Genomic DNA, 24643 nt, shown 5'->3' on the forward strand with positions numbered 1-24643 from the left:
CACCCGCATCCGCATCAGATCTTCACCAGCGCGGCAGTCAGATACATGAAGGTGGCGCCAGCCGCGAGACCGGCCATGACAGGCGGCGTCAGGAAGATGTCGCCGCGGCGATCGCCCTGGCGCATAAGATAGGCGCCGACCTCGACGATCACCTGCAGGATCGCACCCGCACCGACCGCGAGCGCCAGCGCCGACCACTGGGCCGAGGTCGCAAGGCTTCCGAGCCACATGCCGATCACCGCCGGGCCGCCGGCAAGCAACGTCAGCCCGGCGAATACCCAGGCCTGCGGCCTGTGCTTCAGGATCGGCGCGGCAATGCCGATGCCCTCGGTAACGTTGTGGAGCGCAAAGCCGAGCACGAGGAACGTGCCGAGACCGGCCGACCCGGCCGCAAAGGCCGCACCGATCGCAAGCCCCTCGCCGAGATTGTGCAGGCCGATGCCGAGCGCGATGTAGGTGGATAGCGCCAGCCCTGTCGGCGCGCCGCTTCGTCGCCCGATCGCCATCAGCATGAGGAAACTGCCCACCCCCGCCAGCACCACCATCACGGGTCCCTGGAAGACCGCCGCCGCCTCGCCGGCAAGCTCCAGTGCCTCTGCACTTGCATCGACCAGCAGGAAACCGAGCAGGCCGATCGTCAGCGACAGCAGAAAGTCCATCCCTTTGCGACCGACGCCGCGCAGCACCGGGTAGAACATCAGGCCGACGGCCACCGGCACGATACCGACGATGACGCCGACCAGCGCCTGCAGTCGCAACTGGCCAGTCGTCGCCTGCGGCGTCGGCACGGCAACGGCGATGTTGTGTGCAAACGTGGCGCCGGTGCTGGTCACGACCTTTACCGCATGCGCCTCGCCCAGCATCCATGGGAATGGCAGCTTCAGCCACGCTGCCCTGCCCCGCGCGATCGGACCCGGCGGGTCCTGGGTGAATTGCCAATAGGCGTCATCCACCTGAACCTGTGCAACCGTCATCGGTTCCGATCCGCCGGCACGAACCAGCAGACTAAGACCGTTATCGTCGAGCACGGTCCGTTCGAAGGTCAGGTTTTCGATTGGTGGCGCGCCGTTGCGAAAGCCCGACAACGGATCGGTCGACAGAATCCAGGCAACGGCAATGGCAAAGGCGATGAGAGGCAGCGCCAGCCACACCAGGTTGGTCTTTGCCGCGCGGATAGCAGCTCTCGGCAGGGTTTCGTTCATGCCAGCGCCTCCACCACATCGAACATGCCGACCCAGCCGAGTTCGGTAAATTCCGTCTGGTGCGGGTGGAACATGTAAAGCCCAGGCTCGTGCTCGGCGAAGGTGAATTCGAGAATGCCGCGCTGCGCCTGGCACTGGGTGATGAGATCGACGGTTTTCAAGGTCGGCGTCAACGTCGTGCCCTGGTCGTAATAGTCGAAGAAATTGGCGTGCAGGTGGAACGAGTTGATCGGGTCGAACTCGATGACGTTGATCAGGTAGATGCGCACCGGCTTGTCCTTCACGATCCGGATCGGCCGCTTCATGAAGGCGTGAGCGACAGTGTTGACCGCATAGAACTCGTTTTCCGCATCGAAATTGGTGTCGAAAGCGTTCATCACCATCACCAGTTCCTGCCAGCCGGCATTTTCCGGTGTGCCGAGCAGCCTGGAACGGGCGACCTCCGCATGTTCCGGCCGGCGCTCCGGATCCGGGTCGATGACGAAGGCGCCATACATGCCCTTGTGGATGTGCCGACGCAGCGGCATCGCGTGGCAATGGTAGAGGTGGCAACCGAAGGGCTTGGCATCGAACTCGTAGACGAACTCGTCGCCGGGATCGACCATGCCGGCACCCGGCACGCCATCCATGCGCGCGGCATGGATGCCATGGAAATGGATCGAATGCGGGTGCGAAGCGTAGTTGCGAAAAACGATCCTCAAACGCTCGCCCTCCTTGGCCCGGAGCGCTGGCCCGGGCACGCGGCCGTTATACGTCCAGGCGGGAAACCTGATGCCGGGCGCGATCTCGATCTCCCGATCCTCCGCCGTCATCTCGAAGGTGCGCAGTGTCCGCCCGTCCGGCAGTGTCGAAACCGTTCCCGTATCCCAATCGGTCAGCATATCCGTCGGGTCGAAACCGTTGACGGCGCTGTCGACGTCGCCGACCGTCATCATCGCGCCATGGCCCATATCGGGCATCGGGTCCGCGACAACAGTCCCGGCCGGAACCGCATGACCGGTATGGCTCGCCGGCTGTTGTCCCAAAGCAGCGCTGGTGCAGATTGCAGTCCCACCTGCTGCAGCCAGCCCGCCCATCAGCAAGCTCCGCCTTCGCATGAGATCCGGTCTCGTCGGCTTGTCCATCGTCGCCCCCTCATTCGATCGGATTACACGCGCCGATCCGGCGCTAGACGGCTGCAGACAGCAGGTCATGGGTCGCCTTGCGAATCATTCGCAACTGCATCAATAATGCAAATGCATCCCATTCGCAACTAGATCGCAAATCGAACGATGGTTCGAGCCCACTCGGTCCGCGACACCTCGAACATTGGTCGTGAAGAAAAACGTCCCCGCACGCTTTCGCATCGAGGACGTCTATCGGGACCGGGCGCACTGGCCGGAAGTGGGCTCATCCATATCGCCAGGGCCGGCAGTGGCAATCTCACCATTCGAGTTCGAGTTGCGGAAGGCCGTTCGAGGTCTTCTCAATCGTCCGCCCGGTCTCGTCCACCGTCGCGGTGACCCGCTGGCGGAAGGCAGAGAAACTGTCGAATGTAACGACATCCACCGGTTCGTCGAACTTCATCGTCAGGCGATAGCGCCCCGGCTGCGCCGTCAGAGCCTGCACCGACAATATCTCGCCCTCGAAGGGTTGGCCGAGATAGTGGCCCTTCACCCTTGAGCCGAGCATCCAGGGATTGAAGGGTGGCTGATTGCCGACGGCCGCATGCAGCGTGTTCCAGTCGCGATAGCCATATTGTGCGGCAATCAGTTCCAGCGAACGGGAATGGCCGATGGTTTCGCCTTCGGAAGCAAGGCGCGCGCGCAGGCGCTTGGCCTGATCCTTCAGGGCATCGAGTGAGGGAAGCGTGGTTGATCCGCGCGTCATGAGAGGGTCTCCTGCAGCGGCATGCATTTATTGGAGATGGGAGCCCGCATTGCCACCGGTTCGCATGCCGTTTCGGCTGACCGTGTCTCGAAGAAGGATTTCACCAAAGCATCACGCTCGCGGACGGCAGGGACCTTCACCCTGCCGTTTCCATAGGGGAAGCCGCCGGCACTGTCAAATTCGCGGGCAAGTGGCGTTCGAACGGGCGCAGAAGATGATTGCACACGCGCAAAAGCTGTGGGACGACTACCGCACGAAAGACGGAAGGGAGGACCTCATGACCGACATGACGATACTCGCATTCGCACTGGTTGCCTTCATCGGCATCGCGACACCGGGCCCGACGATCCTGCTCGCGCTCACCAACGGTTCGCGCTACGGCGTGAGGCGCGCTTGTGCCGGCATGCTCGGCGCCGTGCTCTCCGATTTCGTGCTGATCGGGGCAGTCGCCCTCGGTCTCGGCGCTCTGCTTGCCGCCTCCGAATTCTGGTTCGCCGTCGTCAAATGGATGGGCGCTGCCTATCTCGCCTTCCTCGGCATCATGCTGTTGCGGTCGAAAGGAACGATCCAGCTCGCAGCCGATACGAACGGTTCCGGGGCTCCCGTTTCCTCTGCTGCCATCTTCCTCAAGAGCTTCCTGGTCGCCGTCACAAACCCCAAGGGCTACCTGTTCTTTACTGCATTCCTGCCGCAGTTCATCGATGCGACCGCACCGCAAGCGTCGCAGTATGCCATCCTGGCGCTCGTCTTCGCCTCGGTCGACTTGGTCGTGATGTTCGGTTACGCGCTGCTCGGCGCACAGGCAGCCGCCTTCCTCAAACGCTCCGGCGCCGTCTGGCTCGACCGGCTCTGCGGCGGCGCGCTGCTGGCGCTCGCTGGTTCGCTCGCCCTCTACCGCCGCGCAACTGTCTGAGATGCTGTTTCGACAAGCGGTTCTCGCCGGCATCGCCGAAGGCCGCGTGACCCTGGCCTTCCGTCGCTGGACAAAACCGACGGTCAAGCCTGGCGGCACGCTGCGCACCGCAATCGGTGTGCTTGCGATCGATGCCGTGGACGAAGTTGAGGAAGCCGCAATTACCGGCGACGACGCCCGCAAGGCCGGCTACACCGATCGCGGCGTTCTCCTCCAGGAGCTTGCGGCACGGCCAGAAGGCCGCTGCTATCGCATCGTCTTTCACCGTGAGGGCGACGATCCGCGCATCGCGCTACGTCAAGCATCCGATCTCGACAACGACGAGCGCACGGCAATCGAGCGCAAGCTTGCGGGCTTCGACCGCAGCGCGGGCATGGCCTGGACGCTTCAGGTCCTGCGACTGATCGCTGCCCGCGACGGCACGACCGCCGCCGAACTGAGTGCTGCCGTCGGCATGGAAAAGCTGAAGCTCAAGGCGCGCATCCGAAAACTGAAGGAACTCGGCCTCACAGAGAGCCTGACGGTCGGCTATCGCCTGTCCGCGCGCGGCCACGCCTATCTTGAGCACCGATAGCGGGACAAGCGGAAACGCCATAGGCAAGCACGGCGGATGTCAGCAGGAGCATCATCCGCACCTGAAGACGAACCTTAGACACGAGGACACAGGACATGATCGGCTATACGATGGTTGGGACAACGGACCTGAGGCGCGCGGAGCATTTCTATGATCCGTTGATGACGTTGATCGGCCAGGAGCGCTGTTACTGCGACGAGCAGGTATCCTCTTGGGGCCGAAAGGACGACGGAAAGGCGCCGCGTTTCTTCGCCTGCTATCCCTTCGACACGCGCCCAGCCTCGGCCGGCAACGGCGCGATGACGGCTTTCCTGGTGGAAAGCGCCGGGCTGATCGACCGGTTGTTCGAGATCGCAATGGAGCGCGGAGGTAACGAGGAGGGGAAACCCGGTTTCCGCCCGCAATACGGAGAAGGCTTTTACGCCGCCTACGTGCGTGATCCGGATGGCAACAAGCTTGCCTTCGTCTGCTACGACGCCCGGACAGCCGAGGTCCCAGCCTAGCTGGCCCTCTATCGGCGCGCCTAACGGCGCGTCGACCAACCGAACCAGATCGCCACCGCCGCAAGCATCAGCGCCAGCACGCGCCGAACCATCCGTTCTCGTGACGGCGAGCTGAGCACCGGCTGCAATGCGCCGGCCAGAAGCACGATCGCGGCATGCACCGCAGTCGCGACGCCCACATAGACCGCCGCAAGCGTCAGGTTCTGGGGCAGCAGCGGCCGGGAATCGTCGACAAAGGTCGGCAACACGGTAACGAAAAACAGGGCCGCTTTCGGATTGAGCAGATTGGTGATCAGGCCACGCCGGAAATAGAAGGACGCAGGCTTGCCGCTTGGACCGGCCTCTTCACCATCGCCGTTCCAGGCGTCGAAGGCAAGATAGAGCAGGAAGCCGACCCCGGCCCAGCGAAGCGCTCCATAGAGCATGTCCGACTGACCGACGAACTCGGCAACTCCGAAAGAGGCGGCAAAGCCCACCAGGGCCAGGCCGAGCGCCACGCCGGCCACGGTCGCCATGCCGGGCCGCCGCCCCTCGGAGGCTGCGACCATGGCAAGGTAGGCCATGTTCGGCCCGGGTGTCAGTTCGATGATGAAGGATGTCAGCAGAAAGGGCAGCAGGGTCGCTGCCCCGAGAATGAACGGATCCATGCGGGAGATTTCCATGCACGTGCAACGAGGCCTTGTCCGCAAGGACAGGTCAGCGGCGCGACGTTGTCAAGGAAGATCACGAAATCATCGGCAAAGAGCGCCCTGCTTACCGGTGTCTGCCCCCTCACCGATCGCATCGGACCAGCGAGGGAGCAGCGAAATATCCGCCCCCGCAGGGTTGGAGGCGGAAAGCGGTCTCAGGCGGCGCGACGAACCGGCGGCATGGCAAGCTTGCGGCCGCTGGCGACGATCAGGCCGGCAGCGCCTTCAAGCCAGTTGTCGCGAAGCTCGAGCGCCAGGAACCGGTTGCGCTCGAACGGACCAGGCATGACGAGGTGCTGGGTGCGGCTCGCAAAGAAGCCGAAGCGCTCGTAATAGGCGGCGTCGCCGACAAGCAGGACAGCCCCATGGCCACGGTTCTTGGCCTCTTCGATGGCAGCGCGCATCAGCATGGCGCCGATGCCCTTGCCCTCATGGGCCGGGTCGACGGCGAGCGGGCCGAGCAGCAGCGCCGGCACGGCATGGCCTTCGCGGCTGACGCCGGCTTCGACGCTCCAGAGGCGCACGGTGCCGATCACGTGACCGTCGATATCCCGTGCGACGAAGGCGAGACCTTCGGCCGGCAGCCGGCCGCTGCGCAGCTTTTCCGAAGACTTGCGGCGGCGCTCCGGCCCCATGGCACGGTCGAGCAGGTTCTCGCGAGCGACGACGTCGCCCGGATTTTCGGCATCGATTACAAATGTAGTGGGCGCGAAAAACGCGCGCAGGGCGTCAACAACAGCGGCCATCGGGGCCTCCCGTCATCAAAACCGCTTCAGGCGGACCAAACGAAAATTGTGAAGTGGCGCTCCCGCCCGAGGACGGGAGCAGACCGGATCAGATCACATAGGCCTTCAGCGGCTCGAAGCCGTTGAAGGCGACGGCCGAGTAGGTCGTCGTATAGGCGCCGGTGCCTTCGATCAGAACCTCGTCACCGATCGAGAGCGTGATCGGCAGCGGATACATGTTCTTCTCATAGAGCACGTCGGCCGAATCGCAGGTCGGGCCGGCGAGCACGCAAGGCTCCATTTCGTCGGCATCGCGCGCCGTGCGGATCGGGTAGCGGATCGCCTCGTCCATGGTTTCGGCGAGACCGCCGAACTTGCCGATGTCGAGGAACACCCAGCGATGGGCGTCGTTGTCCGATTTCTTCGACACGAGCACGACTTCCGCCTTGATCACGCCGGCATTGCCGACCATGCCGCGGCCCGGCTCGATGATCGTTTCCGGGATGTGGTTGCCGAAGTGCTTCTTCAGCGCGCCGAAGATCGCCTGGCCGTAGGCTTCCGCCGTCGGGACGTCCTTCAGGTACTTCGTCGGGAAGCCACCACCCATGTTGACCATCTTGAGCTCGATGCCCTGCTTGGCCAGCTGCACGAAGACGCGCTTGGCATCGGCAAGGGCAGCGTCCCAGGCGTCGAGCTTCGTCATCTGCGAACCGACATGGAACGAGACGCCGTAGGAGACGAGACCGTGCTGATGCGCATAGACGAGCACGTCGACGGCCATCTGCGGAACGCAGCCGAACTTGCGCGACAGCGGCCATTCGGCACCTTCGCCATCGGTCAGGACGCGGCAGAACACGCGGGCGCCGGGAGCGGCGCGGGCGATCTTCTCGACTTCCTCGTGGCTGTCGACGGCAAACAGGTTGATCCCAAGCGCATGAGCGCGGGCAATGTCGCGCTCCTTCTTGATGGTGTTGCCATAGGAAATGCGGCTGGCGGTCGCACCAGCATCCAGCGCCATTTCGATTTCAGCGACGGACGCGCAATCGAAGGAGGAGCCCATGCCGGCGAGCAGGCGCAGGATTTCCGGCGCCGGGTTTGCCTTGACGGCGTAGTAGATCGAGCTGTCGGGCAGCGCGTGGCGGAAGGCCTTGAAATTGTTGCGCACGACGTCGAGGTCGACAACGAGGCATGGGCCGTCGGGTCGTCGGGTGTTGATGAAGTCGATGATGCGAGCCGTGGTCATGGCCATATTCCCCTGATCCAAGATGCCCCGCTTTCGCGGAGGACAAAGGGCATACGCGCACATGCGATGGAACCAGCCGGTGGAGACCCCGGAACCAAGCATGCGCTCGATGCGCGAACGGTGAATCAAAGCCCGCCTAGGCTTCAATTCGGCTTTGTCTGCCATGGATTGGAGGGGGTAACCCAACCGCACTTCCGGCAATGAAGGTGTGCCTCTTCAGTAACCCCGGCTGTTGGAAAGCCGGCAGACACCAGAAAGGCCCGCACCGTCGTTGCTTCAAGATGTCCTCGCATTTCCCGGTTGGCCGGAATAGCGACTGGAGGGGTTAGTTCCAGGTACCTTACCGATACCCTCACCTAATCGAGGGTCGGCGGACACCCACAGGCACGTGCGACTTTGGGCAAGGGCGTAGGTAAGAAAAAAGCCTGTCGTAATCAAGAGTTTTTTCGCACCAGCAGTTGAATTTTTTTACAGGCGGGCAAAACTGGCGGTGTTCACAAACATTGAACGATCAATGCCGGATCGATCACCGCCGCAAGTATTTGAAAAAATGCGATTATCTTGAGAATGCGCCGCCGCCCCTCGAAACCGGGCGACAGGCGCAAGCAACGGACAATCCGCCGTCGGTATCATGGACGCAAAAGAGGCGTTCGCCTGCGAATCGGCTGAACGCAATTGAGAGCACGAAAGAAAGATCGCCATGGACACACTCACCCGCATCCGCGCCTTTATCGATGTCGTGGACGCCGAGGGGTTCTCGGCCGCCGCCAGGCGCGTCGGCAAGTCGAAGGCACTGCTTTCCAAATATGTGCGCGAGCTCGAAGACGAGCTCGGTGCGCTGCTTCTCAACCGCACCACGCGGCAGTTCTCGCTGACGGAAGCCGGTCACACCTATTATCGCACCGCGTCGGAAATCCTGAAGGAGATCGATAACCTCGCCGATCTCGTACGCGCCAACAACTCCGACCTGAAGGGACGGCTGCGCATCACCGCGCCGCGCACCTTCGTCGACGCCGAGATCGGCCAGTCGCTCGTGGATTTCGGCAAGCAGCACCCGGAACTCTCGCTCGAGATCGTCTCCGACGACCGCTTCGTCGATCTTGTCGAAGAAGGCTTCGACGTCGCCATCCGTATCACCCGACTGGAAGATTCGACGCTGATCGCCCGCAAACTCGACGACTTCCAGGTGCTGATCTGCGCCGCCCCGGAGTTCCTGGAAAGATCCGGACCGATCGAACACCCGACCGACCTGTCCAAGATCCCCTGCATTCTCGACACCAACGGCCGCTCCTATTCCAACTGGCGTTTCGTCGAGCCCGACGGCTCGGCCTTCACCGTGCCTGTCAGCGGTCCGATCGAGGTCAACAGCCCCCTTGCCGCTCTCAGGGCCGCCGTTTCCGGCATCGGCGTCTCGATCATTCCGGACTTTATCGCCCGCCCGAAGATTGCGACGGGCGAACTCGTCACGCTTTTCGACGATTTCCTGCCGCGCGACCGCGGCATCTACGCGATCTATCCGCACCGCCGCTACCTGCCGGCCAAGGTCAGAACCCTCGTCGACTTCCTGCACGCCTGGTTCCGCAAGCCGCGCTGACATCGGCCAAGTCCCAATTCCGTCCCATTTCCGGTACATTCCCGGAAACGAATCGCGGGGAGATCGTCCCCGGCCGAAAGGATTGCCGCCTCATGAGAATCAAGCGCCTCGTCATGGCCGGCCTTGCCACCCTGCTTGCGCCGTCGCTGGCCTTTGCCCATCCGCACATCTTCGCGGAAGCGCGCCTCGAGGTGGTTTCAGACGACAAGGCCGAAGTCAGCGAACTCCGGAACGTCTGGCGCTTCGACGAGCTGTTTTCATCCAGCGTCGTGCTCGATTTCGACAAGAACTCGAATGCGACGCTCGATCCGGATGAACTGGCGGAAGTCGGCCAGACCGTGCTGGAGTCGCTCGCGGAGTACAATTACTACACGACGATCTTCGACAACGGCAAAACCATCAAGGTCAACAAGCCGGAGAGCATCACCGTCGACTACAAGGACGGCCAGCTCCTGATGATGTTCGCCGTCAAGCCGGCTGAGCCGATGCCGCTCAAGGGCAAACTCTCCTTCGGCGTCTACGATCCGACCATGTATACGGCGATGGATTTCCCGACCGACAACGACCTGACCGTCGTCGGCGACAAGATCAGCGCCTGCGAACACAAGGTCGTCCGCCCTGATGCCGACGAGGTTCTCGCCGAGAACAAGGACACGCTGACCGATGCCTTCTGGAGCGACCCGACCGGCACGGACATGTCGAAGCTCTTTGCAACCAGGATAGAGATCACATGCTGAACACCCGCAGGATCGGACGTCTGGTCACGGCAGCGCTCATCGTTACGGCGCTCTCCGCAACGCTCGCCGCCGCCCAATCGCCGCTCGGCATCGGCACGGCCGAGCCTTCGTTCAAGACGACCGGTTTCCTCGGCGGTTTCTTTGCCTGGGTGAACATGGAGCAGCAGGGCTTCTACCGGCTGATGACCAACGCGCTGAAGGGCATGCGGGAAAACCCCTGGCAGCTCTGGTCGCTGGTCGGGCTCTCCTTCACCTATGGCGTGCTTCACGCCGCAGGCCCTGGCCATGGCAAGGCCGTCATCTCCTCCTACATGATCGCCAACGAGACGGAACTCAAGCGCGGCGTCATGCTGTCGTTCCTTTCGTCGATCCTGCAGGGCATCGTCGCGATCCTTCTGATCGGCGCCGTCTACCTGCTGCTGCGCGGTACGTCGATCAACATGACCACGGCAACGCGCTGGCTGGAAATCGCCAGCTACGCGCTGATCGCTGCTTTCGGCGGATGGCTGTTGCTGCGCAAGCTGCGCTCCATGATGCGGCCGGTCGCCGTGGCCTCGGGCGCCGGTGGCGGCCATATCCATCTCGCGCACGATCACGATCACCATCATCACCACGACCACGGTGGACACCATGGGCACAGCCATGGCCCGGGCGAAGTCTGCGCCAGCTGCGGGCATGCGCACGCCCCCGATCCGTCGATGCTTCGGGGTGATCGTTTCGCGCTCCGGGAAGCCTGGTCGGCCGTCATCGCCGTCGGCCTGCGCCCCTGCTCCGGCGCGCTCATCGTGCTTTCCTTCGCGCTCCTGAACGGGCTCTATCTTGGCGGCGTACTCTCGGTCTTTGCGATGTCGATCGGTACCGCGATCACCGTCTCGATCCTCGCGACCATGGCTGTAAGCGCCAAAGGCTTTGCGCTGCGCTATGCGTCAAGCGGCTCTGCCGCCGCCCGTATCTCGAACGGCATCGAGATCGCCGGTGCGGCCCTGGTTCTGTTGCTTGGATTGGTGCTGCTCGGCGCGGCGCTGCAGAGCTGAGGCTTGCCTGCCCTGAGAAGTAGCGACCGCTACAGCCCGCGCTTGCGCTGGTAGCGAGCCCTGAGCCAGAAGAGCAGGAAGAAGCCCAGCACGAAGATCACGCCAAAGGCGGCAGCAAGCCAGGGCGAGATGTCGCCAAGCTTCAGCATGATCGACGGCAGCACGAAGAAGCCGAGGCCGGCGACGACGAGAATGATCGCAGCGGCGATCGCCGGTGACTTTTCCTTGTTCTGCATGATTTCCCTGCTGTTGTCTGGTGCGACGGAGCGTCCGGCACTTACCTGGACGGCTGACGCTCCAAGTCCGCACGTATATCTTCAAGCCGCCGTTTCTGGCGACCATCCGCGTCGAAATTATCAGCTGCGAGCCAGGTTTCGAATGCGGCATTGAGCAGCGGCCATTCGCTGTCGATCATCGAGAACCACGCCGTATCGCGGTTTTCGCCCTTGGAAATCATATGTTGGCGGAAGATGCCCTCGAAGGTGAAGCCGAGGCGCGCCGCCGTGTTGCGGCTGGCCATGTTCTCGCTGTGGCATTTCCACTCGTAGCGGCGATAACCGAGATCCTCAAAGACGTGTTTCGCCATCAGATAATGGACCTCGGTCGACAGCGGCGAGCGCGCCATGGCGGCACCATGGGCGACGGCACCGACCTCGACGACACCGTTGGCAGGATCGGCACGCATGTAATTGGCCATGCCGACGACGATGCCGGTCGCCTGATCGCGGAACACTTCAGTGACCCAGCCGGATTTCTCCTGCGCGGCGGTCAGCCAGACATCGAAATCTTCGATACCTTTGAAATCGGGCTGCGTGAAATACTTCAGCAGCGGATTGATCGCCATGCCGCCGAGGCCGTCCCACAGGTCCTGCAGGTGCCGGTCGCGTTCATAGGCCTCGAGCTTGACGAAACGTCCTTCGAGCGCGACGCCCTTCGGTGCCGGGCATCCTTTCCAGTTCTTCAGATCACGCATCGGCCGCTCCTCCAATCCTCGCTACACCGGCATAGGCCAGAGAAACGGCCGACACAAATTCAAACTGGTTATGAACTCAGTTCAAATCGGTGATGACCCCATCCGGGGTCGCACGGTTTGTCAGGCCGTGGTCGGCACCTTCGCAGCCGAGACCGTCGCCTCGATATGATCGACCAGTGCGTCCGGAAGGCCGAGGCGGCCGGCGAGCAGGTCGAGATAGCCGCGCTCGGCGCGTGTTTCCGGCTCGATCGTCAGGCGCGAGGCGGTATAGACCTCGACACGCTCTTCCTCCGTCTTTGCCGCGCCGACGATCGCGTCGATATCGACAGGGTTGGCAAGCTCGCTCTCCAGGAAGGCGGCGGCATCGGCCGAAAGGCCGGAAACCGACAGCTTGTCCATGATGTGCTGGCGCTCGGTCTCGTCGATATGGCCGTCGGCGCGCGAGGCGGCGATCATCGCCCGCACCAGCGTCAGCGCGAAATCGTGGCTGACGGCCTCTGGAGCCGAGGCGAAGCCGGAATCGGCCGGGGGCGGCAGGAGTTCCGGTTCGCCCTTGGCGACCGTTGCGCCGCCCGGCGTGTTGCCGGCCTGATAGTTCTTGTAGGCCTGGTAACCGAGCCCCGCGATCGCAGCGAGACCGCCGAGCACGGCTGCATTGCCGGCAAGCTGGCGACCCGACTTGGTGCCGAGCAGGACAGCAGCGATGGCGCCGGTCGCCAGCGGGTTGTCCTTGGCAAGCTGCGTCGCCTGGGTCGCGCGGTCGCGCACCGTGCCGCCGGCACCGGGCACCTGCGATCCCAGAAACTGATCCAGCAATTTCTTCGCGTCGAACATCGGGTTTCGCTCCTTGTCGGTACCGGGCGTATGAGGACGAACGAAGCGGCGCGCCGCCCGCGACCGCGCCGTCGAATGGAATGAGACATAGGAACGTTGCAGCGGAAATACAAACTCGCGCGGGAGACGAGCGACCAACAAAAAAGGCCGGGCTTTGGCCCGGCCTCTAAATGAATGCAGCCGTTTCTTCCTGCTCAGCCCTTGAGCGCGAAGGCTTCGGCCGCAAGCTTTGTGATGCCGGCCCAGTCTCCCTTGGCGACCAGTTCCTTCGGCGCGACCCAGGAGCCGCCGACGCAGACGACGTTCGGCAGCGTCAGATAGTCGCGCGCGTTGGACAGTGAGATCCCGCCGGTCGGGCAGAAGAGCGTGCCGGCGAGCGGAGAGGACAACGATTTGAGATAGGCTGCGCCTCCGGCCTGTTCCGCCGGAAAGAACTTCATGACCTCGTAGCCTTCTTCACGCAGTCCCATGACTTCGCTGGCCGTTGCAGCGCCCGGCAGCAGCGGCACTTCGTGGTCGTTGGCGACGTCGATCAGTTCCTGCGTCGTGCCGGGGCTGACGATGAACTTCGAGCCGGCCTCGATCGCCGCTTCGAACTGCGCGGCGTTGAGGATCGTGCCGGCACCGGCAACGGCACCTTCGACTTCGTTGGCAACCGCACTGATCGCTTCGAGTGCTGCAGGCGTGCGCAGCGTGATCTCGATCGCCCTCAACCCACCGGCAACCAGAGCGCGCGCCAGCGGCACGGCGGTCGCGACGTCGTCGATCACGAGGACCGGAACGACCGGCTGCAATTTGAGGGTGGAAAGAAGCCTGTCGGTTTTCGCGCTCATGCCGATCGTCCTTTTTAAAACGATTGAATATGCCCTCCGCATACTCCGCCGGTCACCGGTTGTCGAGACCCAAGGGCGCAAGTGTGCGGCATTCTCATGTAAGTCGAAGATAAAATATTACCTACAACAAAGAGATGACTTGAGCCTTCACACGAAAGCGATAGTTTGATGACCGCAAGCCTATCGAAATGGCGGATTATCCATGGCGAAGGAAATAGAACGCAAGTTTCTGGTCGCTTCCGACGGGTGGCGAGAGCATGCGGACAAGGGCATAGACCTCCGGCAAGCCTATGTCGTGACCATGGACGACCGCTCGCTGCGCGTGCGTATCCATGGCAACAAGTGGGCGCGTCTTACCATCAAGATCGGTAAGTCGGCGCTCGTCAGAAACGAATATGAATACGACGTACCGCTGGATGATGCCCGCGAGATGCTGACACAGGCGGTCGGCATCGTCATCGAAAAGCGGCGCTACCGCGTGCCGCACAAGGGCTTCGTCTGGGAAGTGGATGTCTACGAGGGTGCGCTGAAGGGCCTGATCGTCGCCGAAGTGGAGATGAAGCGCGAGACGGATATGCCGGCACTCCCCAACTGGATCGGCCGCGAAGTGACCGGCGACCGCCGCTACTCCAATCAGTCGCTGGCCACAGAGGGGCTGATGGAACCCCAATCATGACCTATGCCTTCCGGCCCGGACGGCCGTTCACCGACGACTTTCGCGCCATCGCAGCCGAGCAGCTCACCCAGGCGGTCATGACCCTCGAGGACCGCCCTGGCGGCCTGCACGAGGCCATCCATGAGGCCCGCAAGAACTTCAAGCGTCTGCGCTCGCTCTATCGATTTGTCGCCGCCGACGCGCCGCAGTTCCAGAAGCAAGAGAACGCCCGCATTCGCGAGATGGCCCGCAATCTCTCGATCGTCCGCGACGCCGCCGCTCTCGTCGAAAACGCCCATTATCTAAGGGCAGCAGCATGCAACGAAGAGGAAGAACGCGCCCTCACCCATGTCTGCGAACGGCTGACGACCCGTCGCGACCGCATCGCCGCCCGCGAGACCGATATCGAGGATCGCGTCGCCGGCACCATCGTCAATTGCGAACAGGCGCTGCAGGCACTGGCGCATGTGTCGTTCGACGATCGACGCAGCAAGACCGCGGCGCGGCTGACGAAAGGCTGGCGACGGACACTCAAGCGCGCCGCCCGCGCCAAGGAGGCTTGCGGTGCGAGCACGGATGCGGATCCCTTCCACGAATTGCGCAAGCGGGCACAGGATTACCGCATGCATCTGGGGCTGATGCGCGAGACCTGGCCGTCTGCCATGCAGGCCAAGCGCAACGAGGCCAAGATGCTGGTCGACACGCTCGGCCACCTCAACGATCTCGCCGTCATGATCCAGCTCGTCAACGAAGATCCGGCACTGGCCGGCAACAGCCAGGATCAGGCCCACCTCATCGCCGCCGTCATTGCGCGGCAGGAAACCTTGCGCGACGAAGCATTGGCGGTGGCAGCGACGGTCTTCCAGGAGCGGCCCGACGAGGAAAGCCGGACGATCCGGCTGCTCTGGCTCGACGCCACCCGCTGACGAGGCGGCTCAGCCTAACGACCCAAAGCGCGACAGAGTGCCCCCTCCCGCCCGCCGCGATTGCGCTTGCGCCGCGAAAGCTGTATTTGCAGCGGCCATGACCGACATTTCCACCACCCCGCGCGCCCAGACCCATGGCGAGACGCATGGCCAGTTTCTGGTCGCCGCGCTCTATCATTTCGCAAGCTTCCCGCGCTTCGCCGAATTCCGCGAACCGCTGCAGGCCGTCTGCGACGAAAACGGCGTCAAGGGCACATTGCTGCTCGCCCATGAGGGCATCAACGGCACGATCGCCGGCACCGACGCCGGCATCACCGTCGTGCTGGACTACTTGCGGGCGCAGCCGGAGTTGGCGGCCTTGGAGCACAAGGAGAGCCGGGCGTCCTCCATGCCGTTCCTGCGCATGAAGGTGCGGCTGAAGAAGGAAATCGTCACCATGGGCGTCGAGAACATCGACCCCAACAAGATCGTCGGCACCTATGTCGATCCGAAGGATTGGAACGCGCTGATCTCCGATCCCGAAACGATCGTCATAGACACGCGCAACGACTACGAGACGGCCATCGGCATCTTCAAGGGTGCGGTCGATCCGCAGACCAAGACCTTCCGCGAGTTCCCCGACTGGGTGCGCAACAACACCGGCCTGCACAACAAGCCGAAGATCGCCATGTACTGCACCGGCGGCATCCGCTGCGAGAAGGCGACCGCCTTCATGAAGGAGCAGGGCTTCGACGAGGTCTACCACCTCAAGGGCGGCATCCTGAAATATCTCGAGGAAGTGCCGCAGGAAGAAAGCCTGTGGGAAGGCGCCTGCTTCGTCTTCGACGATCGTGTCTCCGTCACCCATGGCCTCGAAGAAGGCGAGCACACGCTCTGCCACGCCTGCCGCCAGCCGCTGACCCCGGCCGACCTCCTGTCGCCGCACCACGAGGAAGGCGTCTCCTGCATCCATTGCCACGAGGTCCGCACCGACGAGGACCGGGAACGCTACCGCCAGCGCCAGCGCCAGATCCTGCTGGCCAAGAAGCGTGGCGAGCGCCACCTCGGCAGCTGACTTTTTTCGCCGAGAAAGCCCCTCATCCGCCTGCCGGCACCTTCTCCCCGCAAGCGGAGCGAAGGAGACTCGCAGCGCCGCCCCAGCCAGTGACCAAGCTCCAGTTCGCGGAATACCACATCAGACGGGCTCGAAGGCCCGCTCGTGACGGCCGCTCGAAGGCACGTCCCCTCGCCCCGCTTGCGGGGAGAGGGCTAGGATGAGGGGCAAACTCAACCCGGCAACGCTTCGCATTCCTCAAGTGCCAATGCACTGCGGTCCCATTCATGGCGACTGCGGGTGAAGATCGCATCGGTCGGACGAAACACCGAGGGGTCGTCGAGCGTCCCGGCATAGACCGACAGGCGTGGATCCTCTGGCGGGCCGGAGCCGTAGACCTGGCTGCCGCAGGTTTCGCAGAAATAGCGAACGGATGGATTGCCGTTTTCGGCGCGCGTCTCATAACCGCGGCCCGCCCCCGACATCGTCACATCGGCGCGGTCGAAGATCATGTAGCAGCAATGACCGGTTCCGGTCGCGCGCTGGCAATCGCGGCAATGGCAGAAGCCGGAATAGAGAGGTTGAGACTTCAGCTCATACCGGATCGCACCGCAGAGACACCCGCCCTTCATCGCACTCATGTTCCATCCTCCTCGAAGTGACAGGAGGATAGCCAAGCGGGTCTTGCGGTCAAAGAAAAACCGCGCGCCGGGGTGCGGCGCGCGGTCGATGGATTGCTTAGGCAGAGATGCTTACCAGCTCGGGATCAGCGCGCCCTTGAAGGTGTCGTTGATGAACGCACGCACCTTTTCGTCGTGGTAGGATTCGACCAGCGTCTTCACCCACGGTGCATCCTTGTCGGCCTTGCGGACGGCAATGACGTTGGCGTAGGGCGACTTCTCGCTTTCGATCGCGATTGCATCCTTCTTCGGATGCAGGCCGGCTTCCATCGCGTAGTTGGTGTTGATGACAGCCGCATCAACGTCCTGGAGCGAGCGCGGCAGCTGCGCCGCATCGAGCTCGGCGAAGGTGATGTTCTTCGGGTTCTCGGTGATGTCGGCCGGCGTCACCTTGAGGCCAACCTCTTCCTTGACCTTGATCAGGCCCTTCGACGCGAGAACGAGCAGCGCGCGGCCGCCATTGGTCGGGTCGTTCGGGATGGCGATCGTGGCGCCGTCCTGGAGTTCGTCGAGGCTCTTCACCTTCTGTGAATAGACGCCCATCGGCGTGGTGATGGTGGTGCCAACGCTGACGATGTCGAAGCCACGATCGGCGATCTGGTTGTCGAGATAGGGCTGGTGCTGGAACGAGTTGGCGTTGAGGTCGCCATCGGCCAGGGCCTGGTTCGGAACAACGTAGTCGGAGAACTCGAGGATCTCGATGTCGAGACCCTTGGGTGCCGCGATTTCCTTCACCTTCTCCATGATCTGGGCATGTTCGCCCGGCGTTACGCCGACCTTGATGGTCTCAGCGAGCGCCGTGCCGGCGGAAAGAGCGGCAATCGCCGCTGCGATGATGAGCTTCTTCATGGATGTCTCCTTGGTTCACGTTCAGTCTTGGGAGGAAGTCAGGTCTTGCGGTTCTTCTTGTCGAAGCGTCGCGCCAGCCCGTCGCCGGCGCTCTGGACGAGCTGCACCAGCACGATCAGCACGATGACGACGACGAGCATCACGTCGGGCATGAAGCGCTGGTAGCCGTAGCGGATACCGAGGTCGCCGAGCCCGCCGCCGCCGACGGCGCCGACCATGGCCGAATAGCCAATGAGGCTGACGGCAGTCATGGTGAGCGCCAGCGTCAGCGCCGGCCGCGCTTCGGCAAGCAGCACCTTGAAGACGATCTGCATCGGGGTCGCGCCCATGGCGCGCGCTGCCTCGATCAGCCCCTTGTCGATCTCGCGGATCGCCGCTTCCACCAGACGCGCAACGAAGGGAATGGTCGCGATCGTCAAGGGCACGATCGCGGCCTTTGTGCCGATCGACGTGCCGGTCAAGAGCCGGGTGAAGGGGATGATCGCGACGACGAGGATGATGAACGGCGTCGAGCGCGTGGCGTTGACGATCAGCCCGATGATGCGGTTCAGCGTCGGCGCCGGGAAAAGCTCGCCCTTGCCGCTGGTGGCGAGGAAGATGCCGATTGGCCCGCCGATCAGCGAGCCGATCAAGCCGGCGATGGCGACCATGTAGATCGTGTCGACGGTCGCGCCGCCGATGCGCAGGAGAAGATCAGGCGACATAGCCGAGCACCTCCGTGACCAGACCATTTTCGGTAAAGAAGCGTTCGGCACGGCCGGAGGTCTCCGGATCCGCGCCATAGGCGACGACCAGCGAGCCATAGGGCGCGCCGCCGATCTCGTCGATCGTGCCGGCGATGATGTTGACCTCAGCACCGACAGACTTGATCAGCTGCGAGATCAACGGCTTTTCTGCAGCCGCACCGAAGAAGGTGAGCCGCACGACGGCGCGATCGCCGGCAGCCGGCGCCGGCTTCAAGGCGCGGGCGACCGCGTCGGGAAGCTTCGAGCCCGGCAGGCCGGAAAGCAGCGCCCGCGTCGTTTCGTGCTTCGGATGGGTGAAGACATCGAAGGTGTGGCCGCGCTCGACGATGCGGCCGTGATCGATGACCGCGACATCGGAGGTCACCGCCTTCACCACTTCCATCTCATGGGTGATGAGCAGCACCGTCAGGCCGAGGTCCGCATTGATGCGCTTCAGGAGCTCCAGGATCGACTGCGTCGTTTCCGGATCGAGCGCCGAGGTCGCCTCGTCGGAGAGCAAGAGCTTCGGCTCGGTCGCAAGCGCGCGGGCGATGCCGATGCGCTGCTTCTGGCCGCCCGACAGCTCAGCCGGATAGCGCCCGTGCTTGTCGGCGAGGCCGACGAGATCGAGCAGCGGCAGCACGCGCTGTTCGATGGCGCGCTTGTCCATGCCCGCGATTTCGAGCGGCAGTGCAACATTGCCGAACACGGTGCGCGAGGAGAGCAGGTTGAAATGCTGGAAGATCATGCCGACGGAGCGGCGAAGCGTGCGCAGCGACGCCTCGTCGAGTGCGCCGACATCAACGCCATCGACCAGAACCTTGCCGCTGCTCGGTTTCTCAAGCCCGTTGACCAGCCGGATCAGCGTCGACTTGCCGGCGCCGGACCGGCCGATGATGCCGGTGATAGAGCCCCGATCGACAGTCAGCGAAACGGTATCGAGCGCGGTGAAGGCGCCGCTGTTGCCGGAGGCGGGAAAATGTTTGGAAACGCCGTCGAAAACGACGGCCGCGTCAGCCGATGGCGTGGCTTTCAAGGCTGAAACGCTCATCGTTCGGGTGCCCCCGAAAGAGGCGCAGTCGGAATGTGCGGGTACATAGGTGCTCTCGGGTGTTCAAATCTCATGATCCCGGGGGAAGCCGGGATGGAAGGCGCGTCCGGTCAGGCCGACATTCGACAACGCATTCGGAACAGGGAGCACTTCTCTAGCATCAAGCAACCAGTCAGTTCAACTTTTGCGCCGCATGGCCCGCATGCGACATAATCTACGGCTCTTATGGAGAACTACCGGTGGATTTCACAGGCATGATTTTCCGCAATAGGCAGAGGATTGGCAAAACCATGCTCTTTTGCTCTCCGGCGTGCCAAGATCCGGCAGATCGTCAGCTTGGATATCCTTGTTCGAACCGACTGCACCCGACCGAATTTCATGCTAACGGGCAGCAACAGGGTTACGAGGTAAGAAATGCGCATCGTCTTGACCGGGAGTTCCGGCCGCATCGGCCGGGCCATCTATAACGCACTCGCCGCTGCCGACCATGATGTCATCGGCATCGACCGCGCGCCCTTCGGCACGACGGCAATTGTCGGCGATCTCGTCGACGGCGAGTTGCTGGAGCGTGTCATGGAGGGTGCAGATGCGGTGATCCATACCGCTGCGCTGCACGCGCCGCATGTGGATGCGGTTGCCGACCAGGAATTCGAGCGCGTCAACGTGATGGGCACGCATCTGGTAATCGCCGCAGCCCAGGCCGCCGGCGTCGGTCGCATCGTCTTCACCAGCACGACGGCACTCTACGGCCATGCGGTCACCGAAGGCGGCTGCGCCTGGATCACCGAAGAAACGCCGCCGAAGCCGCATACCATCTACCATCACACTAAGCTTGCGGCCGAAGCCCTGCTGGAAAACGCCGCCGATCGTGCTTTGCATGTGCGTGTGCTGCGCATGTCGCGCTCTTTCCCGGAGGCCGCCGATCGCGTCGCGGGCTACCGCCTGCACCGCGGCATCGATGTCCGTGACGTCGCGGCCGCCCATGCGGCCGCGCTCGACAATGGCGGCCCGGCCTTTCAGCGCTACATCATTTCGGGTGAGACGCCCTTCCTTCCGACCGATTGCCGCCGCCTGGCGGAGGACGCGGCGGGGCTCTTGCGTGAACGCGCGCCAAGATTGTCGCAAGCCTTCGCCGATCGCGACTGGCCGCTGCCGGCAACCATCGACCGGGTGTACGACCCGAGCGCGGCGATCGAAAAACTCGAATGGAAGCCGCGTTACGGCTTCAAGGAAGTGCTGGCCCAGCTCGACCGGCAGAGCCTTGAGGTGCTGCCGGTTCGTCGGTGAGATGGCACAGCACCGGGGGCAGCACCGGGCGGGCTGAACCCGCTCGCCCGATCGTCAGACGTGGTTGCCCTTGGGAAACTCTTCGGCCAGCGCCTGGTACCAGTGGCCGCTCTTCTTGATGGTGCGCACCTGGGTGTCGTAGTCGACATGCACGATGCCGAAGCGCATCTTGTAACCTTCGGCCCATTCGAAATTGTCCATTAGGCTCCAGGCGAAATAGCCGCGCATCGGATAACCCTCGGCGATCAGATCTGCGGTCACCGACAGATGATCGGCGATGTAGTCGAGCCGCGGCTGATCGTCGACGACACCGTTCTCGACGCCCATGTTGTAGCAGGCGCCGTTCTCGGTGATGTAGCAATCGGGCAGCTCGTACCTTGCGTTCAGCGTCTTGACGAGGCTGCCGAGCGCTGGAGCATAGACTTCCCAGCCGATATCCGTCTTCACCTCGCTCACCGGCTTCGCATTGATGGTCGCCGGGTACTCTGCGCCCTTGGCCGGATCGTTGCTGACCCGCATCGGCGTGTAGTAGTTGAGCCCCCACCAGTCGAGCGGCCGGGAGATCGTCTCCATGTCACCGTCTTCGATCGCCGGCATGCGGTGCCCGAGCGCGCTCATGAAGCTGTCGGGGTACTCCCCCTTAAAGATCGGGCCGAAGAAGACGCCATTGTGGAAGTCGAAAGCACGATCGGCGGCTGCCTTGTCGGCCTTGCTGTCGCTGCCCGGATAGACCGAATGGGCATTGATGACGATGCCAGCGGTCAGGTTGGCCCGCTCGGAGCGGATGGCGTCGACGCCGAGGCCATGCGCCAGATTGGTAAAGTGCAGCGCGTGCAGGGCTGCGTCCATGTTGCGCTCGCCCGGCGCATGGATGCCGTAGAGATGGCTGAGCCAAACCGAGCACCAGGGCTCGTTGAAGGTCGCAACTGCATCGAGCCGGTCGCCGAGGCGGGCGATCACGGTCTTGGCGTAGCGCTGGAAGGCATAGGCCGTCGTGCGCGCCGTCCAGCCGCCATCACCCATCAGCGCTAGCGGCAGGTCCCAGTGATAGAGCGTCGCGAAGGCCTTGATGTTGCGCACCTTCAGCCCGTCGACGAGGCGGTCGTAGAAGTCGAGACCCTTTTCGTTGATCGGACCGGTCCCTTCCGGAATGATCCGCGGCCAGGCAATGGAGAACCGATAGGCATCGACCCCGAGGCTCTTGATCAGGTCCAGATCGTCTTCCAGCCTGTTGTAGTGGTCGCAGGCGACGTCGCCATTGTGACGCCCGAAGACACGCCCCGGCATGTTGGAAAAGGCGTCCCAGATCGACGGCTTGCGCCCGTCGGCCTTGGTGGCGCCTTCGATCTGGAAGGAGGCCGTCGCCACCCCGAATACGAAATCGCCCGGGAAGCGCTGTGCCAGGATCTTGGGATCGGTCATCTCTCTGTCTCGTCTCGTTCCGGCCCCACCGGCAGTGGGGCCTTTTCGTTTTCAGTCTTGTCATCGGCCGACCTAGAACCATGCCGGCAAATGTCAACTCGCGAAAAAGGGCGGGAAAGCCCCGCCCTTTCGCCGGTATCGGCCTGTGGCTATACTTTTACCCATGCCCCATTTCGTTTGGATGACTGGACGCAGGCATCGACGAAGACCATGCCCTTCATGCCATCATCGATGGTCGGATAGGTGACGGCCGGATCGATCTTTTCGCCCTTGCGCTTGGCAAAGATGGCACGCGCTGCTTCCGTGTAGATGTTGGCGAAGCCTTCGAGATAACCTTCCGGATGACCGGACGGAATGCGGCTGACGCGGTTGGCGGCAGCCCCCGCTCCGGCACCCGCCCGGGTCAGGAGACGCTTCGGTTCGCCGAATGGCGTGTACCAGAGATAGTTCGGATCCTTCTGCGTCCATTCGAGCCCGCCCTTGGTGCCGTAGACGCGCACCATCAGACCGTTTTCGTGACCGGGCGCCACCTGGCTGCACCACAGCAGACCCTTGGCGCGCTCACCGTCCTTTGCCTTGAAGCGCATCATCACATGGGCATTGTCGTCGAGCTGGCGACCGCCAACGAAGCTGTCGAGATCAGCAGCGAGTTCTTCGAGTTCGAGGCCGGACACGAAGGCACCGAGATTGTAGGCATGCGTGCCGATATCGCCGGTCGAGCCGCCGGCACCCGAGCGCGCCGGATCGGTGCGCCAGGCCGCCTGCTTCTGGCCGGACTGTTCGATGTTTTCCGTCAGCCAGTCCTGCGGATATTCCATCTGCACCAGCCGCACCGCGCCGATCTCGCCATTGGCGACCATCTCGCGCGCCTGCCGTACCATCGGATAGCCGGTGTAGTTGTGCGTCAGCACGAACAGCGCATCGCTGTCGTCCGCCGCCTTCTTCAGCTTCTTGGCATCGCCAAGCGTCGAGGTCAGCGGCTTGTCGCAGATCACGTGGATGCCGCGCTTCAGGAATTCCTTGGCCGCGGCGTAGTGCACGTGGTTCGGCGTGACGATCGCCACCGCCTCGATACCGTCCTTCAGCTTCGCCTCGCGGATCGCCATCTGCTTGAAGTCGGAATAGACCCGCGACGGGTCGAGCCCGAGTTCGCGGCCCGAGCTTTCCGCCTTTTCCGGCGTCGACGACAGCGCGCCGGCCACCAGCTCATAGTGATCGTCGAGCCGGGCTGCGATGCGGTGCACCGCGCCGATGAAGGCGCCAGAGCCGCCGCCTACCATGCCAAGTCGGATGCGGCGCTCGCGCTTCTCGCTCGTTCCTTCGATTGCCATAATATTCTCCCCTGTTTCCGTGTCGTTCGCTTGTTTGTTTCTTGGCGCAAGGGCCGCCCCTCATCCGCACGGTAAGGGCCTAGCCCCTCATGCGCCTGCCGGCACCTTCTTCCCGCTTGCGGGGAGAAGGTTAGAGTGAGGTGCTAGCCACGAACCCCGTGAGGGCTCAACCTTGCCTCAAATCCCCAGCATCCGCCGGTTGGCGGCATCGTCCGTACCTGCACCGGCGAAATCGTCGAACGCCTTCTCGGTGACGCGGATGATGTGGTGCTTGACGAAGTCGGCACCCTCGCGCGCACCGTCTTCGGGATGCTTCAGCGCGCACTCCCATTCGACCACCGCCCAACCGGCGAAATCATTGGCGGCCATCTTCGAAAACACTGCGCCGAAATCCACCTGGCCATCGCCGAGCGAACGGAAGCGGCCGGCGCGGTTGACCCAGCCCTGGTAGCCGCCATAGACGCCCTGGCGCCCGGTCGGGTTGAACTCCGCATCCTTGACGTGGAACATGCGGATGCGGTCCTTGTAGATGTCGATGTTGTCGAGATAGTCGAGGCACTGCAGCACGTAGTGCGAGGGATCGTAGAGCATGCAGGCGCGGGCATGGTTACCGGTGCGCTCCAGGAACATCTCGTAGGTGATGCCGTCGTGCAGGTCCTCGCCCGGGTGGATCTCGTAGCAGATGTCGACGCCGTTTTCCTCGGCATGGTCGAGGATCGGCTTCCAGCGCCTCGCCAGTTCATCGAAGGCGGCCTCGACGAGACCGGCCGGCCGCTGCGGCCAGGGATAGACGAAGGGCCAGGCGAGCGCGCCGGAGAAGCTGGCCATGGCATTCAGGCCGAGGTTCTTCGAGGCGGTCAGCGCCAGCTTGACCTGTTCCACCGCCCAGGCCTGGCGCGCCTTCGGGTTGCCGCGCACTTCGGGTGCTGCAAACCCGTCGAAGGCTTCGTCATAGGCCGGA

The 24643-nt window shown here is 63.2% G+C and carries 28 protein-coding genes; 10 read left to right on the forward strand and 18 right to left on the reverse strand.

Annotated elements, in window-relative coordinates; all coding sequences use genetic code 11:
* Window positions 1–14 precede the first annotated feature (14 nt).
* The 3 genes from I8N66_RS05700 to I8N66_RS05710 form a co-directional block, all read right to left on the reverse strand.
* The gene (locus I8N66_RS05700; protein WP_113541136.1) at window positions 15–1202 is read right to left on the reverse strand and encodes a metal transporter; all 1188 of its coding nucleotides are present in this window, start codon (window positions 1200–1202) and stop codon (window positions 15–17) included.
* Window positions 1199–2326: a multicopper oxidase domain-containing protein gene (locus I8N66_RS05705; protein WP_113541135.1), complete on the reverse strand. Its 1128-nt coding sequence runs from the start codon at window positions 2324–2326 to the stop codon at window positions 1199–1201. The genes I8N66_RS05700 and I8N66_RS05705 overlap by 4 nt, the downstream gene beginning before the upstream one ends.
* A gap of 298 nt (window positions 2327–2624) precedes the next feature.
* On the reverse strand, window positions 2625–3071 hold the full coding sequence (locus I8N66_RS05710) for a glyoxalase superfamily protein (protein ID WP_113541134.1): 447 nt from the start codon (window positions 3069–3071) through the stop codon (window positions 2625–2627).
* A 277-nt stretch (window positions 3072–3348) separates the two neighbouring features.
* Between I8N66_RS05710 and I8N66_RS05715 the strand changes: the two genes are divergently transcribed.
* The 3 genes from I8N66_RS05715 (at window position 3349) to I8N66_RS05725 (ending at window position 5061) form a co-directional block, all read left to right on the forward strand.
* Entirely contained in the window at window positions 3349–3984 is a 636-nt protein-coding gene (locus I8N66_RS05715; protein ID WP_291150735.1) for a LysE family translocator, read from the forward strand.
* Between the two features lies 1 nt (window position 3985).
* Window positions 3986–4558, forward strand: coding sequence for a hypothetical protein (locus I8N66_RS05720; protein WP_291150736.1), 573 nt, complete (start codon window positions 3986–3988; stop codon window positions 4556–4558).
* 95 nt (window positions 4559–4653) lie between these two features.
* The gene (locus I8N66_RS05725; protein ID WP_291150738.1) at window positions 4654–5061 is read left to right on the forward strand and encodes a VOC family protein; all 408 of its coding nucleotides are present in this window, start codon (window positions 4654–4656) and stop codon (window positions 5059–5061) included.
* A gap of 20 nt (window positions 5062–5081) precedes the next feature.
* Here the strand turns inward: I8N66_RS05725 and I8N66_RS05730 are convergent, their stop codons facing one another.
* The 4 genes from I8N66_RS05730 to I8N66_RS05745 all read right to left on the reverse strand — a co-directional run bounded on the left by I8N66_RS05730 (window position 5082) and on the right by I8N66_RS05745 (window position 8420).
* The gene (locus I8N66_RS05730) at window positions 5082–5708 is read right to left on the reverse strand and encodes a LysE family translocator (protein ID WP_291150740.1); all 627 of its coding nucleotides are present in this window, start codon (window positions 5706–5708) and stop codon (window positions 5082–5084) included.
* Window positions 5709–5905: 197 nt separating this feature from the next.
* Window positions 5906–6496 (reverse strand): N-acetyltransferase, encoded by a 591-nt coding sequence (locus tag I8N66_RS05735; protein WP_113541131.1) that lies wholly within the window; start codon window positions 6494–6496, stop codon window positions 5906–5908.
* An 88-nt stretch (window positions 6497–6584) separates the two neighbouring features.
* Entirely contained in the window at window positions 6585–7724 is a 1140-nt protein-coding gene (gene odc2, locus I8N66_RS05740; RefSeq protein WP_291150743.1) for an ornithine/lysine decarboxylase, read from the reverse strand.
* A gap of 462 nt (window positions 7725–8186) precedes the next feature.
* Window positions 8187–8420, reverse strand: a complete 234-nt coding sequence (locus I8N66_RS05745) for a hypothetical protein (protein WP_162768965.1) — start codon at window positions 8418–8420, stop codon at window positions 8187–8189.
* Between I8N66_RS05745 and I8N66_RS05750 the strand changes: the two genes are divergently transcribed.
* From I8N66_RS05750 to I8N66_RS05760, 3 genes are all read left to right on the forward strand, one after another.
* A complete protein-coding gene (locus I8N66_RS05750; protein ID WP_113541130.1) occupies window positions 8419–9312 on the forward strand; it encodes a LysR family transcriptional regulator in 894 nt (297 codons plus the stop codon). The genes I8N66_RS05745 and I8N66_RS05750 overlap by 2 nt on opposite strands.
* Before the next feature lie 92 nt (window positions 9313–9404).
* Window positions 9405–10049: a DUF1007 family protein gene (locus I8N66_RS05755; protein WP_113541129.1), complete on the forward strand. Its 645-nt coding sequence runs from the start codon at window positions 9405–9407 to the stop codon at window positions 10047–10049.
* Window positions 10043–11083: a nickel/cobalt transporter gene (locus I8N66_RS05760; RefSeq protein ID WP_113541128.1), complete on the forward strand. Its 1041-nt coding sequence runs from the start codon at window positions 10043–10045 to the stop codon at window positions 11081–11083. The genes I8N66_RS05755 and I8N66_RS05760 overlap by 7 nt, the downstream gene beginning before the upstream one ends.
* A gap of 29 nt (window positions 11084–11112) precedes the next feature.
* On the opposite strand, the gene I8N66_RS05765 is transcribed toward I8N66_RS05760, so the two are convergent.
* From I8N66_RS05765 to I8N66_RS05780, 4 genes are all read right to left on the reverse strand, one after another.
* Window positions 11113–11319: a hypothetical protein gene (locus I8N66_RS05765; protein ID WP_034786975.1), complete on the reverse strand. Its 207-nt coding sequence runs from the start codon at window positions 11317–11319 to the stop codon at window positions 11113–11115.
* Between the two features lie 41 nt (window positions 11320–11360).
* The gene (locus tag I8N66_RS05770; protein WP_291150751.1) at window positions 11361–12056 is read right to left on the reverse strand and encodes a GNAT family protein; all 696 of its coding nucleotides are present in this window, start codon (window positions 12054–12056) and stop codon (window positions 11361–11363) included.
* Between the two features lie 120 nt (window positions 12057–12176).
* A complete protein-coding gene (locus I8N66_RS05775; RefSeq protein WP_113541126.1) occupies window positions 12177–12890 on the reverse strand; it encodes a tellurite resistance TerB family protein in 714 nt (237 codons plus the stop codon).
* Window positions 12891–13084: 194 nt separating this feature from the next.
* Complete coding sequence (locus I8N66_RS05780; protein ID WP_113541125.1) at window positions 13085–13723, reverse strand: 2-dehydro-3-deoxy-phosphogluconate aldolase; 639 nt, start codon at window positions 13721–13723, stop codon at window positions 13085–13087.
* 202 nt (window positions 13724–13925) lie between these two features.
* On the opposite strand from I8N66_RS05780, the gene I8N66_RS05785 reads away from it, so the two are divergent.
* The 3 genes from I8N66_RS05785 (at window position 13926) to I8N66_RS05795 (ending at window position 16358) form a co-directional block, all read left to right on the forward strand.
* Window positions 13926–14399, forward strand: a complete 474-nt coding sequence (locus I8N66_RS05785; RefSeq protein ID WP_113541124.1) for a CYTH domain-containing protein — start codon at window positions 13926–13928, stop codon at window positions 14397–14399.
* Window positions 14396–15304 (forward strand): CHAD domain-containing protein, encoded by a 909-nt coding sequence (locus I8N66_RS05790; protein ID WP_291150755.1) that lies wholly within the window; start codon window positions 14396–14398, stop codon window positions 15302–15304. Before I8N66_RS05785 ends, I8N66_RS05790 begins: the two co-directional genes overlap by 4 nt.
* A 97-nt stretch (window positions 15305–15401) precedes the next feature.
* Window positions 15402–16358 (forward strand): rhodanese-related sulfurtransferase, encoded by a 957-nt coding sequence (locus I8N66_RS05795; protein WP_291150757.1) that lies wholly within the window; start codon window positions 15402–15404, stop codon window positions 16356–16358.
* A gap of 212 nt (window positions 16359–16570) precedes the next feature.
* On the opposite strand, the gene I8N66_RS05800 is transcribed toward I8N66_RS05795, so the two are convergent.
* The 4 genes from I8N66_RS05800 to I8N66_RS05815 all read right to left on the reverse strand — a co-directional run bounded on the left by I8N66_RS05800 (window position 16571) and on the right by I8N66_RS05815 (window position 19642).
* Window positions 16571–16978: a GFA family protein gene (locus I8N66_RS05800; RefSeq protein WP_291150759.1), complete on the reverse strand. Its 408-nt coding sequence runs from the start codon at window positions 16976–16978 to the stop codon at window positions 16571–16573.
* Between the two features lie 111 nt (window positions 16979–17089).
* Complete coding sequence (locus tag I8N66_RS05805; protein WP_113541121.1) at window positions 17090–17866, reverse strand: MetQ/NlpA family ABC transporter substrate-binding protein; 777 nt, start codon at window positions 17864–17866, stop codon at window positions 17090–17092.
* A gap of 38 nt (window positions 17867–17904) precedes the next feature.
* The gene (locus I8N66_RS05810) at window positions 17905–18570 is read right to left on the reverse strand and encodes a methionine ABC transporter permease (protein ID WP_113541120.1); all 666 of its coding nucleotides are present in this window, start codon (window positions 18568–18570) and stop codon (window positions 17905–17907) included.
* Window positions 18560–19642, reverse strand: coding sequence for a methionine ABC transporter ATP-binding protein (locus I8N66_RS05815; RefSeq protein WP_113541119.1), 1083 nt, complete (start codon window positions 19640–19642; stop codon window positions 18560–18562). The genes I8N66_RS05810 and I8N66_RS05815 overlap by 11 nt, the downstream gene beginning before the upstream one ends.
* 414 nt (window positions 19643–20056) lie before the next feature.
* Between I8N66_RS05815 and I8N66_RS05820 the strand changes: the two genes are divergently transcribed.
* Window positions 20057–20929 carry an NAD(P)-dependent oxidoreductase gene (locus I8N66_RS05820; protein WP_113541118.1) on the forward strand — a complete coding sequence of 291 codons (873 nt, stop codon included), beginning with the start codon at window positions 20057–20059 and terminating at the stop codon, window positions 20927–20929.
* Window positions 20930–20983: 54 nt separating this feature from the next.
* Here I8N66_RS05820 and I8N66_RS05825 read toward each other — a convergent pair whose 3' ends face one another.
* The 3 genes from I8N66_RS05825 to I8N66_RS05835 form a co-directional block, all read right to left on the reverse strand.
* Window positions 20984–22351: a GH1 family beta-glucosidase gene (locus I8N66_RS05825; protein ID WP_291150768.1), complete on the reverse strand. Its 1368-nt coding sequence runs from the start codon at window positions 22349–22351 to the stop codon at window positions 20984–20986.
* Between the two features lie 149 nt (window positions 22352–22500).
* Window positions 22501–23682, reverse strand: a complete 1182-nt coding sequence (locus tag I8N66_RS05830; RefSeq protein ID WP_113541116.1) for a Gfo/Idh/MocA family oxidoreductase — start codon at window positions 23680–23682, stop codon at window positions 22501–22503.
* Between the two features lie 177 nt (window positions 23683–23859).
* A partial coding sequence (locus tag I8N66_RS05835; RefSeq protein WP_291150773.1) for a sugar phosphate isomerase/epimerase occupies window positions 23860–24643 on the reverse strand: 784 nt, incomplete at its 5' end.

The organism is Ensifer sp. SSB1 (assembly GCF_016652895.1).
Lineage (GTDB): Bacteria > Pseudomonadota > Alphaproteobacteria > Rhizobiales > Rhizobiaceae > Ensifer.